This window comes from Nocardia huaxiensis (assembly GCF_013744875.1).
Classification (GTDB): domain Bacteria; phylum Actinomycetota; class Actinomycetes; order Mycobacteriales; family Mycobacteriaceae; genus Nocardia; species Nocardia huaxiensis.
Window position 1 is genome coordinate 427,858 of record NZ_CP059399.1, and the last position, 19,927, is coordinate 447,784.

At 64.4% G+C, this 19,927-nt stretch carries 15 protein-coding genes and 2 pseudogenes; 8 read left to right on the plus strand and 9 right to left on the minus strand.

Features of this window, described 5'->3' with window-relative positions; translation table 11 throughout:
• The first annotated feature begins 141 nt into the window (after positions 1-141).
• From pks13 to H0264_RS01930, 3 genes are all read left to right on the plus strand, one after another.
• Complete coding sequence (gene pks13 / locus H0264_RS01920) at positions 142-5,301, plus strand: polyketide synthase Pks13 (RefSeq protein ID WP_181582368.1); 5,160 nt, start codon at positions 142-144, stop codon at positions 5,299-5,301.
• A gap of 53 nt (positions 5,302-5,354) precedes the next feature.
• Positions 5,355-6,899: an acyl-CoA carboxylase subunit beta gene (locus H0264_RS01925; protein ID WP_181582369.1), complete on the plus strand. Its 1,545-nt coding sequence runs from the start codon at positions 5,355-5,357 to the stop codon at positions 6,897-6,899.
• Between the two features lie 61 nt (positions 6,900-6,960).
• On the plus strand, positions 6,961-7,158 hold the full coding sequence (locus H0264_RS01930; RefSeq protein ID WP_181582370.1) for a DUF5988 family protein: 198 nt from the start codon (positions 6,961-6,963) through the stop codon (positions 7,156-7,158).
• 9 nt (positions 7,159-7,167) lie between these two features.
• Here H0264_RS01930 and H0264_RS01935 read toward each other — a convergent pair whose 3' ends face one another.
• Entirely contained in the window at positions 7,168-7,929 is a 762-nt protein-coding gene (locus H0264_RS01935; RefSeq protein WP_181582371.1) for an alpha/beta fold hydrolase, read from the minus strand.
• Positions 7,930-7,998: 69 nt separating this feature from the next.
• Positions 7,999-8,430, minus strand: a complete 432-nt coding sequence (locus H0264_RS01940; RefSeq protein WP_181582372.1) for a hypothetical protein — start codon at positions 8,428-8,430, stop codon at positions 7,999-8,001.
• Positions 8,431-8,655: 225 nt separating this feature from the next.
• Here H0264_RS01940 and H0264_RS01945 point away from each other — a divergent pair, with 225 nt between their 5' ends.
• From H0264_RS01945 to H0264_RS01955, 3 genes are all read left to right on the plus strand, one after another.
• Positions 8,656-9,372: a DUF8020 domain-containing protein gene (locus tag H0264_RS01945; protein WP_181582373.1), complete on the plus strand. Its 717-nt coding sequence runs from the start codon at positions 8,656-8,658 to the stop codon at positions 9,370-9,372.
• A gap of 100 nt (positions 9,373-9,472) precedes the next feature.
• A complete protein-coding gene (locus H0264_RS01950) occupies positions 9,473-9,916 on the plus strand; it encodes a hypothetical protein (RefSeq protein WP_181582374.1) in 444 nt (147 codons plus the stop codon).
• A gap of 100 nt (positions 9,917-10,016) precedes the next feature.
• Positions 10,017-10,562 (plus strand): hypothetical protein, encoded by a 546-nt coding sequence (locus H0264_RS01955; protein ID WP_181582375.1) that lies wholly within the window; start codon positions 10,017-10,019, stop codon positions 10,560-10,562.
• A gap of 406 nt (positions 10,563-10,968) precedes the next feature.
• Here H0264_RS01955 and H0264_RS01960 read toward each other — a convergent pair whose 3' ends face one another.
• The 3 genes from H0264_RS01960 to H0264_RS01970 all read right to left on the minus strand — a co-directional run bounded on the left by H0264_RS01960 (position 10,969) and on the right by H0264_RS01970 (position 12,683).
• The gene (locus tag H0264_RS01960) at positions 10,969-11,451 is read right to left on the minus strand and encodes a DUF6630 family protein (protein WP_181582376.1); all 483 of its coding nucleotides are present in this window, start codon (positions 11,449-11,451) and stop codon (positions 10,969-10,971) included.
• A gap of 265 nt (positions 11,452-11,716) precedes the next feature.
• Positions 11,717-11,983 (minus strand): hypothetical protein, encoded by a 267-nt coding sequence (locus H0264_RS01965; RefSeq protein ID WP_181582377.1) that lies wholly within the window; start codon positions 11,981-11,983, stop codon positions 11,717-11,719.
• A 517-nt stretch (positions 11,984-12,500) separates the two neighbouring features.
• Positions 12,501-12,683 carry a hypothetical protein gene (locus H0264_RS01970; RefSeq protein WP_181582378.1) on the minus strand — a complete coding sequence of 61 codons (183 nt, stop codon included), beginning with the start codon at positions 12,681-12,683 and terminating at the stop codon, positions 12,501-12,503.
• A gap of 385 nt (positions 12,684-13,068) precedes the next feature.
• On the opposite strand from H0264_RS01970, the gene H0264_RS01975 reads away from it, so the two are divergent.
• On the plus strand, positions 13,069-13,947 hold the full coding sequence (locus tag H0264_RS01975; protein ID WP_181582379.1) for a DUF5753 domain-containing protein: 879 nt from the start codon (positions 13,069-13,071) through the stop codon (positions 13,945-13,947).
• Positions 13,944-14,132, plus strand: a complete 189-nt coding sequence (locus H0264_RS01980; protein WP_181582380.1) for a DUF397 domain-containing protein — start codon at positions 13,944-13,946, stop codon at positions 14,130-14,132. The genes H0264_RS01975 and H0264_RS01980 overlap by 4 nt, the downstream gene beginning before the upstream one ends.
• A 93-nt stretch (positions 14,133-14,225) precedes the next feature.
• Here H0264_RS01980 and H0264_RS01985 read toward each other — a convergent pair whose 3' ends face one another.
• From H0264_RS01985 to H0264_RS02005, 4 genes and pseudogenes are all read right to left on the minus strand, one after another.
• Positions 14,226-15,029, minus strand: coding sequence for a hypothetical protein (locus H0264_RS01985; protein WP_181582381.1), 804 nt, complete (start codon positions 15,027-15,029; stop codon positions 14,226-14,228).
• Positions 15,022-16,014 (minus strand): helix-turn-helix domain-containing protein, encoded by a 993-nt coding sequence (locus H0264_RS01990; RefSeq protein ID WP_181582382.1) that lies wholly within the window; start codon positions 16,012-16,014, stop codon positions 15,022-15,024. The genes H0264_RS01985 and H0264_RS01990 overlap by 8 nt, the downstream gene beginning before the upstream one ends.
• 162 nt (positions 16,015-16,176) lie before the next feature.
• Positions 16,177-16,569, minus strand: a pseudogene (locus H0264_RS01995) (arabinosyltransferase C-terminal domain-containing protein); the annotation flags it as partial.
• A 113-nt stretch (positions 16,570-16,682) separates the two neighbouring features.
• Positions 16,683-19,787: pseudogene (locus tag H0264_RS02005) on the minus strand (arabinosyltransferase domain-containing protein); the annotation flags it as partial.
• Between the last annotated feature and the right edge of the window lie 140 nt (positions 19,788-19,927).

Consider the following 19,927-nt stretch of genomic DNA (forward strand, 5'->3'; position numbering starts at 1 on the left):
ACGACCGTCTCGCAATGAATGGCGTGAGCTGATTCGCTTCGGTTCGCGCCATTCACGTTTGTCACCGGTCCGCGCACAGCAGACCGGTGAGAATCTCAATACTGCCGCGCACCGAACGCAGACAGGTAACTTGAGGAACTGATGGCTGAGAACGAGGGCATGGTCCCCAACCAGACGACCGATGATGCTCCGGTGCCGGACGCCGCGTCGAAACCGGCTGCCGCCGGGGCCGATATGACGGTGGCCGAGATGCGGGAGTGGCTGCGCAAGTGGGTCGCCGACGCGACCGGGCAGCCGCTCGACGCGATCACGGTGGACCGGCCCATGGAGGAATTCGGTCTGGGTTCGCGGGACGGGCTCGCGCTCGGCGGCGATATCGAGGAGCTGACCGGCGTCGTGCTCCCGGTGACCGTCGTCTTCCAGCATCCGACTATCGCGTCGCTGTCGGAGCGAATCATCAACGGGGAACCGGAAGTTCCGGACGAAGCGAACGACGAGTCGTTCTACACCCAGGGCTACCAGCCGGGTGAGGCGCACGATGTGGCCATTATCGGCCTCTCCACCCGGTTGCCGGGTGCGGGCGATACGCCCGAATCCACCTGGGATTTCATCATCAATCGCGGTGACGCCATCCGCGACCTACCCGAGGGCCGCTGGGACGAGTTCAAGGGCGACCCGCGCGCGGCCGCGGCCATCGCCGAGGCCAACACCAAGGGCGGCTACCTCGATCAGGAGGTGGTGAAGAGCTTCGACGCGGAGTTCTTCGCCATGTCGCCCATGGAGGTCGAGCGCGTCGATCCGCAGCAGCGCCTGGCCATGGAGCTCACCTGGGAAGCCTTGGAGCACGCCAGGATTCCGGCCAACACCCTCAAGGGCCAGCCGGTCGGTGTGTACATCGGTTCCTCCGGCAACGACTTCCAGCTGCTCGCCGCCATGGGCCTCAACAAGGAACGCGACGAGAACACCCCGGTGTCGGTCGAGGCCTACGCCATCATGGGCAGCGTTTCGGCCATCATCCCGAACCGCGTCTCCTACTTCTTCGACTTCCACGGCCCGTCCGTGCACGTCGACACCGCGTGCGCCACGACCATGACGGCCGTGCACGAGGCCGTTCGCGCGCTGCGCAACGGCGACACCCACCTGGCCATCGCCGGTGGCGTGAACATGCTGCTCGCCCCGCTGGGCAGCCTCGGCATGCAGGCCAACGGCGCGTTCGCCAAGGACGGCCGCATCAAGGCGTTCTCCTCCGACGCCGACGGCATGATCCGCTCAGAGGGCGGCGGCCTGGTGGTGCTCAAGCGCCTCGCCGACGCCGAACGCGACGGCGACAAGATCTACGCCGTGATCAAGGGTTCCGCCGTCAACAGCGACGGCCGCTCCAACGCCCTGTTCGCGCCGAACCCGGTCGCGCAGGCCGAGGTGCTGCGCCTGGCCTACCGCGACGCCGGAATCGCCCCGAGCACCGTCGATTACATCGAGGCGCACGGCACCGGCACCCCCATCGGCGACCCCATCGAGGCGGAGGCGCTGGCCAAGGTGGTCGGTCGCGGCCGCGAAGCCGGCAAGCCGGCGCTGCTCGGTTCGGCCAAGACCAACTTCGGTCACCTGGAGTCGGCCGCGGGTGCGGCCAGCCTCGCCAAGGCGATCATGGCGTTCCAGCACAATGTGATTCCGCCGAACATCAACTTCGAGGGCCCGAGCCCGTTCATTCCGTGGGATCAGGCGAACCTCGAGGTCGTCACCGAGCCCACCGAGTTCCCGCGCTACAGCGGCAAGGCCACCATCGGCATCTCCGGGTTCGGCTTCGGTGGCGCGAACGCGCATGTGATTCTGCAGGAGTACGTGCCGTCGCAGCCTGCCGCGCCCGCCGAGGTGGATCCGATCGCCGAGGCCGTGGGCCTCGACACCGAGTCGACCGGTGTGCTCACCGAGGCCGAGAAGATCCTGGAAGCCGCTGCGCCCGAACCGGAGTGGGTCAATCGGGAGGAGCCGCTGCCGCTGATTCTCCCGGTGTCGGCCTACCTGCCGTCGCGTCGCCGCCGTGCCGCCAAGGATCTGGCCGACTGGCTGGAGAGCGACAAGGGCAAGAACACTCCGCTCGAGGATGTCGCCCGCGCGCTGGCCAAGCGCAACCACGGCCGTTCGCGCGGTGTGGTTTTGGCCAAGACGCATGAGGAAGCCGTCGCGGGCCTGCGCGCCATCGCCGAGGGCAAGCCGGGCAACGGCGTCTTCACCGCTGATGCCCCCGTCGCCGAGGCCCCGCTGTGGGTCATGGGCGGTTTCGGTGCCGCGCACCGCAAGATGGGCAAGCAGCTCTACAACGAGAACTCGATCTTCCGCAAGGCTCTCGACGAGGTCGACGAGCTGGTGCAGGACGAGGCCGGCTACTCGGTCACCGAGATGATCCTCGACGACGCCCAGGACTGGGATGTGGGCACCGGCCAGGTCGGCACCTTCGCCATCCAGGTCGGTCTGGCCGCGGTGCTGCGCGCGCACGGCGCGGAGCCGGGCGGCGTGGTCGGCCACTCCATGGGTGAGGTTGCGGGAGCGTACATTTCGGGCGGTCTGGCCCTGGAGGACGCCGTCCGCGTCATCTGCTCGCGCTCGCGCCTCATGGGTGAGGGCGAGGCCATGCTCACCGACGATCAGGTGCGGTTCATGGCCATCGTCGAGCACTCCGCCGAAGAGGTCGCCGAACTCCAGAAGGAGTTCCCCGATATCGAGGTGTCGGTGTACGCCGCGCCCACCAATACCGTCATCGGCGGTCCGCCGGCGTCGGTCGAGGCCATCGTGAAGCGGGTCGAGGAGGCGGGCAAGTTCGCGCGCATCCTGCCGACGCGCGGCGCGGGCCACACCTCGCAGATGGACATGCTGCTCGGCGAATTGGCCGCGGAGCTGGCCGGTTTGGAGCCGACCAAGCTGAAGGGCGCGCTGTACTCGACCGTGCACCAGGACACCGTGTACCCGGCGGGCCACGCCCCCGTGCACGACGTCGACTACTGGGTCATGAACATGCGCGGCTCCGTGTACTTCACGAACGCCATCAAGCAGGCCGTGAACGCGGGCATCACCACCTACATCGAGCTGGCCCCGCATTCGGTGGCGTTGATGCAGGTGCTGGGCACCACCTTCGCCATGGGTGTGCACAATGCCGCGCTGATCCCGACGCTCAAGCGCAAGGAAGACGAATCCGCCGCCGTCATCTCGGCTTTGGCGCAGCTGTACGTGCAGGGTCATTCGGTGGACCTGTTCTCGCTGCTGACTCCCGGTGACTACGCGGACATCCCGCGCACCGCGTTCATTCGCAAGGAGTACTGGCCCAAGGTCGGCGTCACCTCCGGTTCCGCGGGCAACGGCTTCATTCCGGGCGCGCACGTGGCGCTGCCGGACGGCCGGCACGTGTGGGAGGTGCAGGCGGGCATCGTCAGCGACCTCGGTGCACTGGTGACTGCCGCTGCGGCGCAGGTGCTTTCGGATGTCACCCTCGGCGCGTCGGTGACGCACGGCGAGATGCCGTCCACCGGCACGCTGACCACCACGCTGACCCCGCACCTGGGCGGTGCTTCGGTCTCCGTGCACGCCAAGGAAGGCAATGTCTTCCGCCCGCTGTTCGACGCCGTCGTCACCTCGGGTGACCCGCTGCCGGAATCCGTTGCGGTGCAGCAGGTCTCCAAGCCCGCAGTGGCTCCGGCCGCCGAGGTCGAGGTCGCCGAAACCCCCGGCGAGCGCTGGGATCCCAACGGCAAGCAGACCATCGAACAGCGCCTGGCGATCATCGTCGCGGAGTCCATGGGCTACGCGGTCGAGGACCTGCCGATGGAGATCCCGCTCATGGAGCTGGGCCTCGACTCGCTGATGGCCATGCGCATCAAGAACCGTGTCGAATACGAATTCGACATCCCGCAGCTGCAGCTGCAGGCGGTCCGCGACGCCAGCCTGCTCGAGGTCGGCAAGGTGCTGCGCTACGCCATCGAGCACCGCGACCAGCTGGAGGAGATCGCCGCCCGGCAGGCCGCCGGTGAGGACATCACCGTCGACGCCGACTTCGTCTCCGCTGCGCGTGCCGCCCTGGCCGCCGGCGGCGACCCGGCCGCCCTGCTGCCGAAGGTGGAGACCACCGACCCGGTCGCCGAGGCCGAGGAGATCGTCGAAGCGGCTGCGGCAGAACCGGTTACGGCCGATTACGAGGCGTCCGCGCCGATCGCCGAGACCGACGCCGACAATGTGCCGCCGCGCAATGCCCCCGAGCGGCTCGCCTTCGCCACCTGGGCGCTGGTGACCGGTAAGACGGCGGGCGGCATCTTCAACCCGCTGCCCGAACTGGACGACGCCACCTTCGAGAAGCTGGTGGCCCGCCTGTCCGAGCGGGTGCAGGCCGAGATCCCGGCCGCGGATGTGCGCGCCTGCAAGACCATCGAGCGGCTCGCCGAACTGGTGGCCTCCTACCAGGAGCACGGCAATGACGTCGAAGGCTTCGTGCGCACCCTGCGTGCGCCGCAAGCCGGTTCGACTTCGGTGCCGGTGTTCGTGTTCCACGCGTCGGGCGGCAATACCCTCGCCTATGACGCACTGGTGAAGCGGCTTCCGGCCGACACCCCCGTATTCGGTTTCGAGCGGGTCGACGGTTCCATCGAAGAGCGTGCGCGCCAGTACATTCCGGAGATCCTGAAGCGGAATCCGGAGGGCCCGTACGTGCTCTACGGCTGGTCGCTGGGTGGCGTGTTCGCGCTGAAGGTGGCCGAGCTCATGCGCGCCGACGGCCACGATGTGCGCGTGGTGGGTCTGATCGATGTGGCGCTGCCGTCGCAGCCGCACGTCGACACTCCGGAGGAGCGGGTCAACCGCATCCGGCGTTTCCAGAGTTTCGCGCAGAAGACCTACGGCTTCTCCGGTGAGCTGGACGACGAGCAGCTCGAGGAGCTGGCCGCGGCGTCGGACGAGGAGCAGATCGAAATCGTCCTGCAGCTGGTCAAATTCGCGGGCGTCGACATTCCGGGCGGCGTGCTGGAGCACCAGCGCACCTCGTTCATCGACGGCGGTGAGCTCTACCGGTTGTCGCCCATGCGTTACGAAGGTCACGTGGTTCTTTACCTGGCCGACCGCTACCACGACGGAATCATCGAACTGGAACCGCGTTTCGGTGAGCGTCTGCCCAATGGTGGCTGGGATGATCACATCTCGGATCTGGAGATCATCCACATCCCGGGTGATCACCTGCAGATCATCGACGAGCCGCGCATCGCTACCATCGGCGCCGACCTCACGAAGAAATTGGAAGAGATCAACACCGAGTCGAAATAGCTCCACCGCGAAACAGGTTCTGCGAAAGTAGGTTTTACGCCGAAAGGAGCCCCGTGAGCACTACCGCCGAGAAACTCGCCGATCTGCGACAGAAGCTGGAGGTCGCGAGAGAACCGGCGGGAGCTGCGGGAGTGGCCAAACGCGAGCGGAAGGGCATTCCTTCCGCTCGCGACCGGATCAATATGCTGCTCGATCCGGGAACTTTCGTGGAAATCGGTGCGCTGGTGCGCAATCCGGGCGACAAGAACGCCCTGTACGGCGATGGTGTGGTGGTCGGCCACGGTCTGGTCGAGGGCCGCCCCGTCGCCGTCTTCTCGCACGACCAGACCGTCTACGGCGGTTCGGTCGGCGAGATGTTCGGCCGCAAGGTCGCCTACATCATGGAATTCGCGGCCAAGGTGGGCTGTCCGGTGGTCGGCATCAATGATTCCGGTGGCGCGCGCGTGCAGGAGGCGGTCACATCGCTGGCCTGGTATGCGGAGCTGGGCCGCCGCCAGGAGCCGCTTTCCGGTCTGGTGCCGCAGATTTCGATGATTCTGGGCAGCTGCGCGGGCGGTGCGGTGTACGCGCCGATCAATACCGATGTGGTGGTGGCGACCGAGCAGGCGTACATGTTCGTCACCGGCCCCAAGGTGATTCGCGAGGTCACCGGCGAGGATGTGAGCCTCGAAGAGCTGGGCGGCGCGAACAGCCAAGCCCAGTACGGCAATATCCACCACGTCGCGAAAGATGAAGCGGCAGCGTTCCAATGGGTGCGGGATTACCTGAGCTTCCTGCCGTCCAGCTGTCAGGAACTGCCGCCGATCGTGAATCCCGGTCTGGAGCCGGAACTCACGGACACGGACCTGGAATTGAACGGCATCGTCCCGGATGCCGACAATGCCGGCTACGACATGCACGAGATCCTCATCCGCATCTTCGACGACGGCGACTTCCACGAGTTCGGTGAGTCCGCGGGCAAGAACGTCATCTGCGGTTTCGCCCGCGTGGACGGCCGCAGCGTGGGCGTGGTCGCCAATCAGCCCATGGTCTACGCGGGTGCCCTGGATGCCCGCGCCTCCGACAAGGCCGCGCATTTCGTCCGCATCTGCGACGCCTTCGAAATCCCCCTGGTCTTCGTGGTCGACACCCCCGGCTTCCTACCCGGTGTGGAGCAGGAGAAGATCGGCGTCATCAAGCGTGGCGGCCGTTTCATCTTCTCCTTCGTGGAGGCCACGGTCCCCAAGGTCACGGTGGTGATCCGCAAGTCCTACGGCGGCGGCTACGCGGTGATGGGTTCCAAACAGCTGGGCGCGGACGTCAACCTGGCTTGGCCGACGGCCCGCATCGCCGTCATGGGCGCGGAGAGCGCCGTAAGCCTCATCGGCGCAAAGTCTTTGGAGGCCGCCCCGGAGGATCAGCGCGCCGCCATGCGCCAGCAGATGATCGACTTCTACAACGCGACGGTGGCAACCCCCTGGGTGGCGGCCGAGCGCGGCTACATCGACGCGGTCATCGAACCGGCCACCACCCGCCTGGAGATCCGCCGCGCCCTCCATCTCCTGCGCGACAAGAAGCAAGCCCGCAATCCTCGCAAACACCACCTGCTACCCCTGTAATCGACGCGCCGATTGGCTGGAATCAGGTGGGCGTGCACCCCGGATATGAGAGCCTTCAGCTATGAGTAGCTCACCGAAGGCTTTGCTCGAAGGTGGACCGGATGGTCTGCCCACCCGTATCGTCCCCATCACGCCACCCGGCATCGAACTGCGGGTGGCGCACAACGGCGGCTACGAGCGCTTCAAGGTGACGCCGCGCTGGCAGGAAACCCCCGAGGGCAGCCTCCCCGTCTACGAGTGGGTAGCCCACATCGACTGAATAACCGTCCTACGCCCGCCGGATCGGCTGCCGCGTAGGAACCGGATCATTCAGCAGGAAGTCGGCGATCAGCGGATAAACCCGCTCCGGCTTCTCCATGACCAACAGATGTGAGGTCCCGGGGACAACGGCCAACTCCGAATCCGGAATCCCGCGATAAAGCTCCAGCGTGTGCTCCAGCGCAATCGCGTCATCGTCCCCGGAAACCACCAGCGTGCGCGCCCGCACCCCGGCCAGATCCGCGCTGGTGAGTGTCGGCTGCGTCCGCCCCATCTCGATAATCTTCGCGACCACCACCGGATAGTGGTCCTCCCCATCGGGTGACACCTCCCCGTACCGGCTCCCCAGAAATTCAATGGTCTCCGGACTGTCGAACCCGTCGAGCACCCCCGGCAGCATCCCCTCATGGTGGAAGTTCCCGCTGATCAACACCAGCTTCCGCACCAGATCAGGCCGCTTCAACGCCACCATCAGCGCCACATTCGCCCCATCACTGTGCCCAACAAGATGCGCAGCCTCCCCAACCACCTTCTCGAGGAACGCGATCATGTCATCAGCCATGCCGTCATAAGTCATAGGCCCATCGACATCCGGCGTATGCCCATGCCCCCGCCGATCCACCCGATATGCGTGAAACCGATCCACCAACATCGGCAGCGCCGGCTGGAACATCCGAGAATCCACAAACCCCCCGTGCAACAGCACCAGCGGCTCCCCATCCCCGTGGACGTTGTACCAAGTCGCCACATCACCGAGTTGCACGTTCACCATGAGCTTCAGTGTGGCGCGTGCCCTACGTCACCCTCACATCGGGCGGCGCGATCCGGTGAGCCGAGGCTGTCAGCCTTCGTATCCGAGAAGATCCTTCAAGTGGCGGGCGCGCTCCAGTTCTCCGAAGTCACGTAGCGCGCAGATGAATTTGAACCCGAGATCGTCACCGTCCGGGTCGTCGAGGCAGTTGTAGATCCAGTTCAGCGTGAACTGGACGACCCCGGCATCATCGACTGCGCGCACATCATCCAGACGCATTCCCTCACCATCGATGACGCAACGGACACCAGGGCAAGTTCGGGCCAATAGTTCAGCCAGGTAAACCGAGTACCCCAGCAGTTTGACCGCGCGCAGGGAAGGCGCTTCTTCGGTGTCTTCGGCCATCGATTCGACGACCCCCTGAACAAACAGGACACTCAGATCGGACCCATCGAGGCGTGCACCTTCCGCCCTGGCCCAATCAAGGAATCGATGCGCTTCAGCCAGAAGTTGATCACTCACGCCGGCATCGTATGCGCCGCGTCCGACGAACCCGTTCGTAGTGAGCGACAGTTGTTGCAACTCAGTAGATTTCGGCACATACAGCCGTTGACTCTAGGCATGATTCATGTGATAGCGTTCCGGCGGCAGCGGGGTCCACCCGCTCGGGGAGGAATTCAGAGCGCGCGACCGACAGTTCCAGCGATTCACCCATTCTGTCGGCAGCTTCCACATGCCATGCGGGTCATGGCTATTCACAAATACGGCGGCCGCCGCACCGGCTCACGGAACGGCGGTTCCGCTCTGGTCCACTCGGAACATCGAATACAGCAAAGGGCAAATGCAGTGAAGCTCAACCGACTTGCCGTCACAGCATTGATCGCGGCGGCGAGCACGGCGATCGTGGCAGGTGTTGCCAATGGCGCACCGGCGGAACCGACGCACGGAACCGACTCCGGAGTCGACTACGTGGTGTCGAGCCCCGCAGCGGGAGAGTCCTCGATCCGAGTGGCGGTAACCGGCGGGCACTTCGCCATGAATGGTGACTCCCTGGATATCAGCAACAATTCTGGTCAGCTGATCGGCCAGGTCCCGTTGACTTTCCGCATGGCCGATCGGGTCGTCTCGTTCACGGCGCAGCTCACGGATTCGGATCAAGCTGTCACGATTGCCTCAGCCGGGTCAACCGAAACAGCCGCTGACATCGCGCAGGAGCCCCTGACCTCCGAACAGCGAATGTACTGCTGGAACGCCACTCTCGGCACCACGGTCGGCGTGATAATCGGAATACTGATCGGCGCTCCGTTCCTGGTGCTCCCTGGAATGCTGGCCGGAATCATCATCGGAGGCCTCGTAGGCATGGGTATCGCGATGAGCGCCCCCATGCCCGGAATGCCGTCCGACGCAGATCTGATCTCCAAGTACTTCCGGTGCCAACAGGGGATGAGCCCCTTCGGCGGATAAACCACACACCCCGAGTTGGGTTGTGTGGTGGGGTTGTTGGGGTGGAGACCCGAGATGTCACATAGCGCGGCTGTGCCCGAATGAATGCGAGGAAGGCGTTATGGATCGCGAGACTTTTTTGACCCGAATCTCCATGGGGATCCTCGCGATCGTGCTGGGTGTGCTGGGCATCGTTGTCGCTGTCTTCTGGGGATTGTCGATCCAAGGCAAGACCATGTGCGGGTTCGACGAGATGCGATCGGGCGACAAATGCATCGTTACCCGAGGCGGCGAATCGGAGACCCGGAGCTATGACGAACAGAAGGCGACAGGACCTGCGGAGCCGGTCTTGATCGGGGCCATAGCCGGATTCGTGGTCTTCGGCGGAGCAATCTGGATCCTGACGACCATACGAGGGAAGAACCCCCAGCCCAGCGCCGCGAACGTGACGCCAACCCCTTTGGACTACTACAACATGCAACGGTATGGCATAGCTCTGCCACACCAGCCGGCTCCGCCTGCAGAAACACCGCCGCCCGGTCAGTGGCGTGCCGAGCAGCGGTGAACGGGTCGAACAGCGACGACTCCACTCGGGCCAGTTCGGTTCGCGCGGGCGTAGGTGATCATGTAGTTGCGAAGTTCGGGTCCAATGACCTGGCGCAGACATGAGCCGGCAGGTGGGGAAGGCTGGATTGGCGCAAGTGGTTCACGCCTTGACCGATCCCCGGTTCGGTGTCTGTTTCGACAACGTGGAATGGATGGAGCTCGCCAAACCTGTTGTGGCGCTGGGAGGTGACTGGCCTGCCGCGCTCGCGTTGGCCGCTATGACGTCGATCCGGCGCCCGAGTGTGGATCAAGCTGTGCGGCACCTGCGGGTGCAGTCCGGACAGGATATGGGCGCACTGCCGGCTCCGGGATTCTGGGATGCAGTCTGCGGGTTGGTCGGACGTTCGTGGCGGCTCGGGATTCTCGACGAGTTCACCGCAACGGTGCGGCTGGACCGCGTGTGGTGGCACATCCGCGATCATGAACCTCAGGATCGAGCTGAGGAGCTGATCTGGGAAGGCATGGCCTGTTTCGAACTCGACCACTTCGTCGACATGGACATGACAAATCGGGCGCTGGCTCTACTGGTTGAGGCAGACCAGCTAATCCCCGACAACGCAGTCGACACCGCCTTCTGCGAAACCGTTCTGGAGACCTTCCTTTAGGGCACACGCTCGAAATCGAGTACCGGATGGTGCCCTTTCGCCAGTAGACCCGCCGAGACTCCCTCCAAGCCCCCGCGTTGCGGCAGTGCAGGATGCTCGCAGGAGGGGTGGAGGGGGTGGGATCGAGCGTCTACTCCGCTCCCTGAGGCGTACCAGAGGGACCGTCCAGCCACCCCCCTTTGCCCCAGGCCGCCCAAGGCAGACACTGCGGGCCGGAACCCGAGCGGGCGCCGCCTACCCTAACCCGCCCGCCGACAAGGCTGCGGTGCACCTTCTCGATCCGTTGCAGCGGCTGGAAGATCAAATACAGTCGGCCCCAGCGATCTTCGACGCCGATCGTATGGCTGCATCGCTCAGCGCGGGAAGCGGCATGACAGTGTGCAGTCCGGACGCCCAACCGCAAACGTCAGGGCAGCGGCGCACCCGTCCGATGAACATAGATCTTCGCTTCGGCGGTCGCGGCCAGTTTGAGCAGACGATCGAGCTTGTCTACCCCGATGAAGCCCAGGGTGAACCCGTCCCCGTCGACATAGACGCCGACGACAGCGACACCGAGCGTTAGACAGCGGTCGGCCAAGGGCCACAGGAACTTCCGGAGATCGTCGGGATCCCAACGGCCCTGGTCATTCCAGTCGTACCACTCCCACGTCAGTTCTGGCGGGCAGAGCGGCAACCGCTCCAGATAGCTCCGGATCTCCGGCGGATCCGACTTCCAATCGCAGTAGGTCAAGCAGTATCCACGCAGGGAGTCGACGAGCACGCCCTCCGGACCTTGATCATCGTCGTCGTCCAGCACAGCCGCCAAGTCCGAACGCGATTCATCTACAAACGGGGACCACAGTTCGACGATCTCGAACAGGGCCGCCCGTTGCAGTTCTCCAATAGCCATGACCGGAATCTATCGATATGTACCGACACATAACCATGCCTCCATCGTGGCCATGGTTTGTTCAGCAGCCCGTCGCCTCAGCCGTCCGGCCGTGCCGAACGCACTCAACTCGGCAGAATAGTATGTTCCGAGATCTACGCGGGGAGGTCGACGAACGGGAAGATATCTCGGAACTGGTGCAGGACATCGGGTCTGCGGCGCAGGGTTTCGAGGGCCGAGCCTCGGCTGACCGGTGGGTCGTAGACCTTGAGGCCGCGGTGGAAGGCTATGCCGTAGAGCGCAGCATCTTCCTGCGGTGAGAGTTCATACGGCGGTCTGAATCCGAGGGGACACCGGATACCTTCGAGATGTCGTCGACGCTGGCCAGGTCGAAGATGTATTGCGGGATGTCTTCCATCGCATTGGTAATGATGACGTGCTCACACCATGTCCGCAGTTCGGCCATGTCGATTACCTGATCGAACAGACAGCTGAGAACGAAACCGATTGTTCCGCAGTCCTCGTGCGTCAGGCCGGTCACTGTTGTAGCCACGAATCACCTGTCTCATTGATCCAGCAAGATCACCTTACGAGGTAGCGCCTGTAGCTGGAACTCGGTAGTAGCCGCCGCCGCGGTTCCGACGACTGGGCGCGGATGTTTCGCCGGATGTCGTACCGGCCTGTTGACGTCCGGCGGCGTCGAGATCCCGGGCGTCGGTGCGTTGGTCTACGACAGCAGACGATTGCTATGTCGAAATCGCAACCGAGGAGGTGGTTTTCGACCATATCGAACTTGGTGGCGAGCCAGCCATCATGGTGGAACGAGTGCTCGGGTGGTGACGGGTATGTGTGCGAGGGCCATTTCACCGACGTGGCGGCCTTCGACGACGATCGGCTCGCCGGTGTCTGTATGTCCGCAGACACGTGCCGTGAACTGCGTGGAGGAGTTGCCCTTCTCCTCACCATCTCTGTCGCAGCGGTAGCACGCGGCCGGGGGGCCGCCGATCGGCTGGAAACTCGATCACTTCCGCTGTCTCGGATGGTGCATCCGGTCCGGGTAATGGGAATATTCAACCATTCTGGTGGCGGATTTCGAGGAGATAGGTTCGGCGGCTGCAGGATTCGGCGGTGTCGCCGTTGCCCGCGACGCAGTTGCGGTGGCTCCACAGCATGCTGCGGATGGTTCCGGCGTACTCCATCGCCTGATGGAACTGGCCGCGTTCGTGTTTCAACACCGAGCGTTCGTAGGTCATCGCTGGTCACGCTGCCCGGTGTTGGCCTCGGTGCCACCGGCCTGCTCCGCCGGAGGCGGGGACTTCGAGGTATCGCGAGCCGTCGAGGTAGGCGAGTCGGAGAAATCGGGCGTTGCTCGCCCGATCACCTCCGAGGAACCCCCAGACGGCCACTGTTGCGCACAATACGGTGAGCGCCACGAGCACCCAAGTCTCCCAAGACATTTCGCACTCCTCGCAATGCATGCTCGATAGCTGTATTTCGATGCACATCCAGGATGATGTGAGAAAGACGTCCCTGGCGGACAACACGTCAAATACGATGGATGTCCTATGCGGACATGTCCGCAGCAATCGTCGCCCGGATAGCGAGGCTAACGAAATGGCCGGTTTGACGGTCTCTCGCATGGATTTTGGCAATTTCATGAAAGGGCTGCGCGAGAAAGCGCCGCACCCTGCACAGGGCGCGGCGGCGCTGCATCTGGAGATCTCCAGGCAGGTGATAATTCGACTGGAGGAGGGGACACCCACGAAGCTCGGCACGATCCACATCAGGAGCCTGCTGGACTTCTACGAGGCCACGCCGGACGAACGGACCGCCGCGCTTGCGCTTTGGCAAGAGGTGCGAGATCAGGATAAAACCGCTAAGGCGCAAGGGAATTCGAAAGGTTTCTGGAAGGCGTACTCGGACCAGGTCGCCCCGAACTTCCCGAAGTTCCTTCGGCTGGAGGGTGCGGCCGACAGGATATTTTCACATCAGTTGGTGATCGTTCCGGGCATGCTTCAAACTCCGGATTACCGCCGCGCAATCATACGAATGACCGAGCCGGGATTGTCGGCGGTCGATGTCGAACGCCGCGTCGAACTCACCGCGCGTCGCCAAACACGTTTGGATGAACGCGATTTCAGCCTGAATGTCGTTCTATCCGAGGCGGTGCTGCGTCATCAGCCCGGCGTTCCGTCGGTGATGGCGGCACAACTTCGATCGATGATCGAGGTCGGCGAGCGCGACAATGTCAGCATCCGTGTCGTTCCGTATTCGGTGGGCCCGCATGCGGGTTTGGCGATTCTCGCGTTCACCCTGCTCGGGTTTCCGAAGGGAGCCAGTGGGCTGTCGCTTCCGCCGGTTGTCTTTGTCGAGGGGGCGATCGGCAGCATGTTTCATGAGCATGCCGACGAGGTGGGCCAATATCAGCAGGCCATCGATGGCCTGCGGGCTGTAGCGTTGACAGAGCAGGGTACGAGAGAGCTCCTGCTTCAAGTTGCGAAGGAGTACGCGGCGTGAAGAAGTCTGTCCGGGGCGAGTGGTACAAATCGAGCAGGTCGGAGGGGGCCAAACAATGCGTGGAGGTCTACCACGCTGACGATGCGGTCGGAGTCCGCGACTCGAAGAACCCCGGAGGCCCAGAGCTTTTCTTCACCGGCGAGCAGTGGGACCGGTTCATCGCCGGACGGATCTGGGAACACTGACCCGAACAGCACAACGCCCCCGAGTGGAGCTCGGGGGCGTTGTTTGTTCTTCGGTCAGAAGACTCGCCTCTTGTCCGGTGACCACCACACTTCTCAGAGTCCCGCGTGTGCACGGATGAGGGAGGCGAGCCGGGCGGTGGAAGCCTTGCCTGTAAGGGCTTCACGCCAGCGGCCCTGGTCGAGGTTTTGGACCAGTAGGCGCAAGGCCACGATGGTCTCACCGCGGGTGCTCCGGGCGGTGGGCTCGAGTTTCCAGGTACGCAGTGCAGGGCGGTGCTGGTGGGTGATCTCGAACAAGGTGGCCAGGTCTGCGACGTCTTTGCCTTCCATGCGGGACTTCCAGGTCAACGCCTTGAGAATGACGGCTGCCTCGACATCAGGTATCGGTACCCGAAACTGGATCTGCTCAGTCGATTTCAGATCGACAGTGGCGTTGATCAGCAGCGCATCCGCTTCGATGGCGAGGTGCAGGCCGGGGGCCGAGTCCATGGTCCTGTTTCCGATCTCGACACTGCGATCGGTCATGGTGCGACCAGGTCGGCCGTAGGCGACAAGGATGTCCACATCGAGCTGTCCGGTGCCGCTGGCGCGGCTGTAGCGGTTACCCGATTGCAGCGTGTATCCCAGCCGCAGGAGATGTTCATCGAGGTGCGCCTGAGTGGCAACCAGAGTTTGATTGTCGATTCCGGCGTCGGCATCGGCGGTGCCTCGTAACTGCCAGTCCTGCAAGGGATATGCGTGCTGGAGCATTTGGACCATGTGACCGCCGATGATCCGGTAGGTACTGGCATCCAGGTGTGCGGTCGCGGAGTGGAGATCGGCTAGGGCGAGGAATCCTCGATCGGAGGCGTTGCTGGTGGATCGGATATGGATATCGACGTTGCGCAGGTCAGGCACCAAAGGCTCCGGTTGCGATTTCGGTCTTCAGCCGGTCGGCAGCTTCGCGGGCGGTGGTGGATCGACTGGTGTGTAACAGGTCCCACCAGGTGATGGCCGCGTCCGCCAGGTGATGGCGGTCGGTGCGGGGATTCGCGGAAAGCATTGCAGCGGTGTGCATCACGGTGGGATCTTCGGGTACAGCGACTGACATTGTGGCGTTTTCGGGGTCTGCGGGGGAGAACCCGATTGGTGTGAAGTCGATGATTTCGGGCACGTACAGCCGGACACTGGTCGGCAATTGCCACGGTGCGTAGGTGTCCGCCGCGATGTCCCCGGAGACCACCGAGGGAAGTTCGAGCTCGTCGAGCAGCTGGTGTGCTTTGGTCACCTGTGTCGAGGGGTCGTCGAGCCCGTACCAATGGCTGACGGTCCCGCCAGGTCCAGGGTAGTCGTGGCCCCACATGTCGAGCGCGCCGTCAGCGGCGAGCGTGCCGTTCCGCGTCTGGGTGACGCCTGGCATTTTGCGTAGTGCGTGCGACACGGCTTGTTGACTGATGCCGATGATGGTCGACAGCTCGTTTTGCCGTAGCGGGCGGGTGGAGAGGGCCAGGACTCGCAGAATCGCCCACTGCCCCCACGCTGGGCGTCTGTCCGAGGACCACGACTGAGGTTCAGGTGCTTCAGTGAGCACCTGGCCTGCGATGACGACGCGCGGCGGATCTGTAGTGACCAGATCGAACGCACCGGCTGCGGCTGCCGCAACCGATTCGTCGCTCGCGGAACTTGCGATGTAGAGCAGGCGAACCTGAGAAGGATGCGACTGCTGGGCAGCCATTGCAGGCGCTATCGTGGCCAAGGTCAAGCGCCGCTGAGTTGCTTTGATCTGGACTGCGACAACGCGGTCGTCAGGTGTTTTGAGCAAGAGTTCTTCGTGAGTTCCCGCAGCGACGTGGACGCCGGCATGCCGCAGCAGGGACAGTAGATCACTGCGCACATCGACCACGGATGAACCCCTAGCTCAGATCCATAAAGGTGTCAAACAAGCCTATCAGCCAAAAGGGCCTTGGCGTTTGTTTGACCATTCCATCTTAGCAAGGTATAAGCCTATCCCGGCAAGCGCGAAAACGCCCCCGAGTTGGACTCGGGGGCGTTGTTCGTTCTCCGGTCAGAAGACTCGCATCTTGCCGGGGGACCACCAGCCGGAGCGGGTTTCAGTGCTGGTTTGGAGTTCGGCGGGTTTCGCGTCGGAGTAGTACTGGGTGTACTTCTCCAAAGAGCCCCAGTCCCTCGCCCAGTCGTCCTTCAGGTAGGTGGGGATGGTTTGGGAGGAGGCCAGCATCTCCGAGAAGCCCAGGGGGCCACCGAATTCCTCGGCCTGCCAGGTGTTGGTGGAGGTGATGGCGAGGGGGCGGTCGGGGAGGATGCGGTAGTTGGGGACGGTGGCCACGCCGTTGAGGTGGTTGAACGGTTGCTGGCAGGGGAATTGGAGGCCGACTGCCCAGTCCAGGAGGACGGGTTGGTCGTGGCCGATCACGCTGTCGAGGGTTTGCATCTTCGGCATGCGGGGCGGGGTGAAGGCGAGCCACTGGTCGCCGATGAGGATGGGGTCGCGGGCGAAGATGCGGACCACGTCGGCGTTGGCGGGGATTTGGTCCATGGGGACGCGGGCGTTATGCGGGGCGGGGTGAAGGCGAGCCACTGGTCGCCGATGAGGATGGGGTCGCGGGCGAAGATGCGGACCACGTCGGCGTTGGCGGGGATTTGGTCCATGGGGACGCGGGCGTTGCGCCAGGAGGGGGCGGGGCCTACGTCGAGGGGACGGTATTTGCCGAGGTAGTCGACGGTGCCGTCCGGGTTGCGCCTGCCGTATTCGAGGAAGAGTTCCTGACCGTAGGTCATATTGCCGACCTGGTCGAAGGACATGACTCGACCCGCGATGGAGAAGACGATCAAAGGCTTGTCGGCTGCGCGGGCGGGCAACTCGTACCAGCTGGAGGTGAGGACCGCGGGCTGCTGCACGCCGTCCTGCCAGGAGCCCATGACGGGAGTGGTCGCCGGGTCGAGGCCGAAGGGGAGTTTCACGGTGGAGCCGTTGACGCCTTCGGCGCCCTTGCCGCCGCCGGTGCCGGCGTTCTGGCCCTCTTCGAAGGCGGGGCCGACGGTTTGCGTGGCGGTGTTGCCGGTGCCGGGCTTCACTTCGACATTGTCGGCGTCGAGTTTCTCGGGAACTCCGTTGGGGGAGAAGCCGACCGGGCTCACGCCGGCGAGCGGATCGCCGTCCTTGGGCGGGTTGGCGGGGTCGATGATCGGGGTCAGGTTGTAGCCGTTGACATCCGATTCCACGAGCACGTCATTGGCGAGACCGCAGGCTTTGCCGCCGAGGGCGTCGAAGTTGCTGCGGGCCAGCGAGTACGCGGGGTACTGGGATATCGCGCCCTTCGCCATGGACAGCACCTCGATGGCCACCATGAGGGCGGCGATCACGGTCAGCGGCACAGCGGCGAGGGCAGTGAGGCCCTTGCCGTTGTTGCGCAACAGGATCCACACGACCACCGAGGCGATGGCGCCGAGTGCGACCAGGATGAGCGCCTTCTTCGACGAACCGTCGTTCATCACCGTCCGCAGGGCGAGCGCTGAAGCTGCGAGCACGGGCAGCACGATGGCCGCCCAGCCGAGGATCAACCGGCTCGTCGCCATCCACTTCGGTGTCGGCCCGTCCTTCACATACCCTTCGCGCAGCGCATGCCAGGCGACCAGCGCCAAGGCCAGCCCGAACAGGATGAGCATGATCGTATTCGACTGGTGCCCTTGAAAACTGATGCGCTTGTCGTACCACGGCACGCCGTAGCTGGACACGTACCAGTAGCCGTTGATGCCCGAGAACGCCAGCGCCAGCGTGAACAGCAGCCCGGCGAGGAACACCGACCGGTTCTTGGGTGACCGCAGCGCAGTGGTCGACACCGCGACCGCCGTCACCGCCGCCAGCGAACCCGCGATGCCCGCGTACGCGCCGAAGTGGTGCGTCCACTTGGTCGGGTTGAACATCATGAAGAAGATGGTTCCGAAGACCACGCCCATGAGCCGCCACGTCGGCGCGCTCGCGACGCCCGCCACCTGCCGCCGGCGCAGCAGCACCAGCATGGTGGTGACCAGGCACAGGATCATGACCAGGAAGGCGAAGCGGCGCGCCAGCGACCCGTCGACGGTCTCGACGAACAGGTAGTAGTAGCGCAGATAGTCCTTGTACCACTCCAGGTTCGGGCCGGTGGCCTGGCGAACCCGGTTGGCCTCCATGATCCCGGAGAAGGTCTGGTCACCGAAGACGACCACCAGCACCAGGACTCCGGCGGCACCGATCGGTGCGAGCAGAGCGGTGGTGCCGAACTGCCGATGCCGTTTCACCACGATGCGCACGAGCGGCCGGATTCCGGCGAGCAAGGCCGCCACACACATCAGACCGGTCGGTGCGGCAGCCAGCGTGAACGCCGCGATCAAAACGGCCACAGCGGCGGGCAGCAAACGCGAAGTGGCAATGGCCCGTTCGATGGAAACCCAGGTCAGCAGCGCACCCAGCGCCACGATCGGCTCCGAGCGCAGCCCGTTGTCGTAGGGCAGCCAGAAGGCCAGGAACACCAGCCCACCCGTCCACAGCGCCACCTTGGAGCGAGCGACCGCGTTCCCCAGCCGCGGCACCACCTCGCGGCTGATCACCAGCCAGCACAGAATTCCGCAGAGCAGCGCGGGAATTCGCACCCACGGGCTGGCCGTGGAGATCTCGGCGAACGCCTGAATGACGTAGTAGTACCAGCCGAACGGCGCTTCCGGCACACCGAACCAGCGGAAGTAGTTGGCCATGTATCCGGCGTCCGGCGCCACCCGGACCATGGTCAGGATGTAGCCGTCGTCAGAGGTGTTCGCGCCGATGAAATGCCACAGCAGCAGTGTGCCGATGACACCGCCGTCCGCCCAGGTGGGCTTCAGCCAGTGCGCCGGCAGAATGCGCCGATGCCCGCGCCCGTCACTGGTGTCGAGCACGCCGAGCGCGCCCATGGCCAGCAGCGTCAGCAGCACCGCCGCGATAATGGCGACCAGTTTGATCACGGTCGGCGTCGAGGAGAATCGCGAATCCACCGTCATGTGGAACGAAAGCCCCTGCGGCACATCGCCCTTCATATCGGTGAACACGCCGACCACCTGCGGCCGTAGATCCCCGAGCAGCTGACCGCCCAGCGGTTCGGTGACCAGTTCGCGCCCGCCGTCCGCGGTGGGCCGCTCGACGGTGCGGGTCAGCCCCTCGAACGTCGCGGCGGTCCGCGTGCTGTCCGAGGCGATGACGATCTGCGAGCACCCGGCCATATCGGCGCGCGGCGCGGTCGCCACCACCGCATTGCGATCGAGGACGTCCACGCTCTCGCCCGACACGCGCACGAACATGGCCTCGAGGTCCGCGCCCTTGCCCTGCGGCGGCGCGGTTGCCAGCAGAATGCCGCCGCGCGGATCGAGTTGCTCGACCGCGGAACAGGGGATGGTGACGCTCAGGTCGAGCGGCACCTGCGACATGAGCGGCGCCTGCACATTGCCGAGCGTCCCGTGCTGCGGCCAGTCGAGCACCGCGGTGGTCTGCTTCACCGGCAGGAACGGGGTCGCTAGTGCGAACAGCGCACCCAATAGACCAGCGACGATGGCGATCGTCTTCGCGACGCGGAAGTCGCGCTGGGTCACTCGGGGCTCGGCCGGGATATCCGGCTTCGTCAGAACAGCAGAGGCGTCGGGCACGGTTGCTGATGGTATCTGTCGGAGCTTCCAGTGGCGCGGTTCACTCTCGCGGCGCGACAGGCATTGTTTTGCACCTCACCTTCGGCGCAAGTCCCTTCGTCATCCCGGCGCGTTTTTGGCCGGGATCCACACGGGGGACG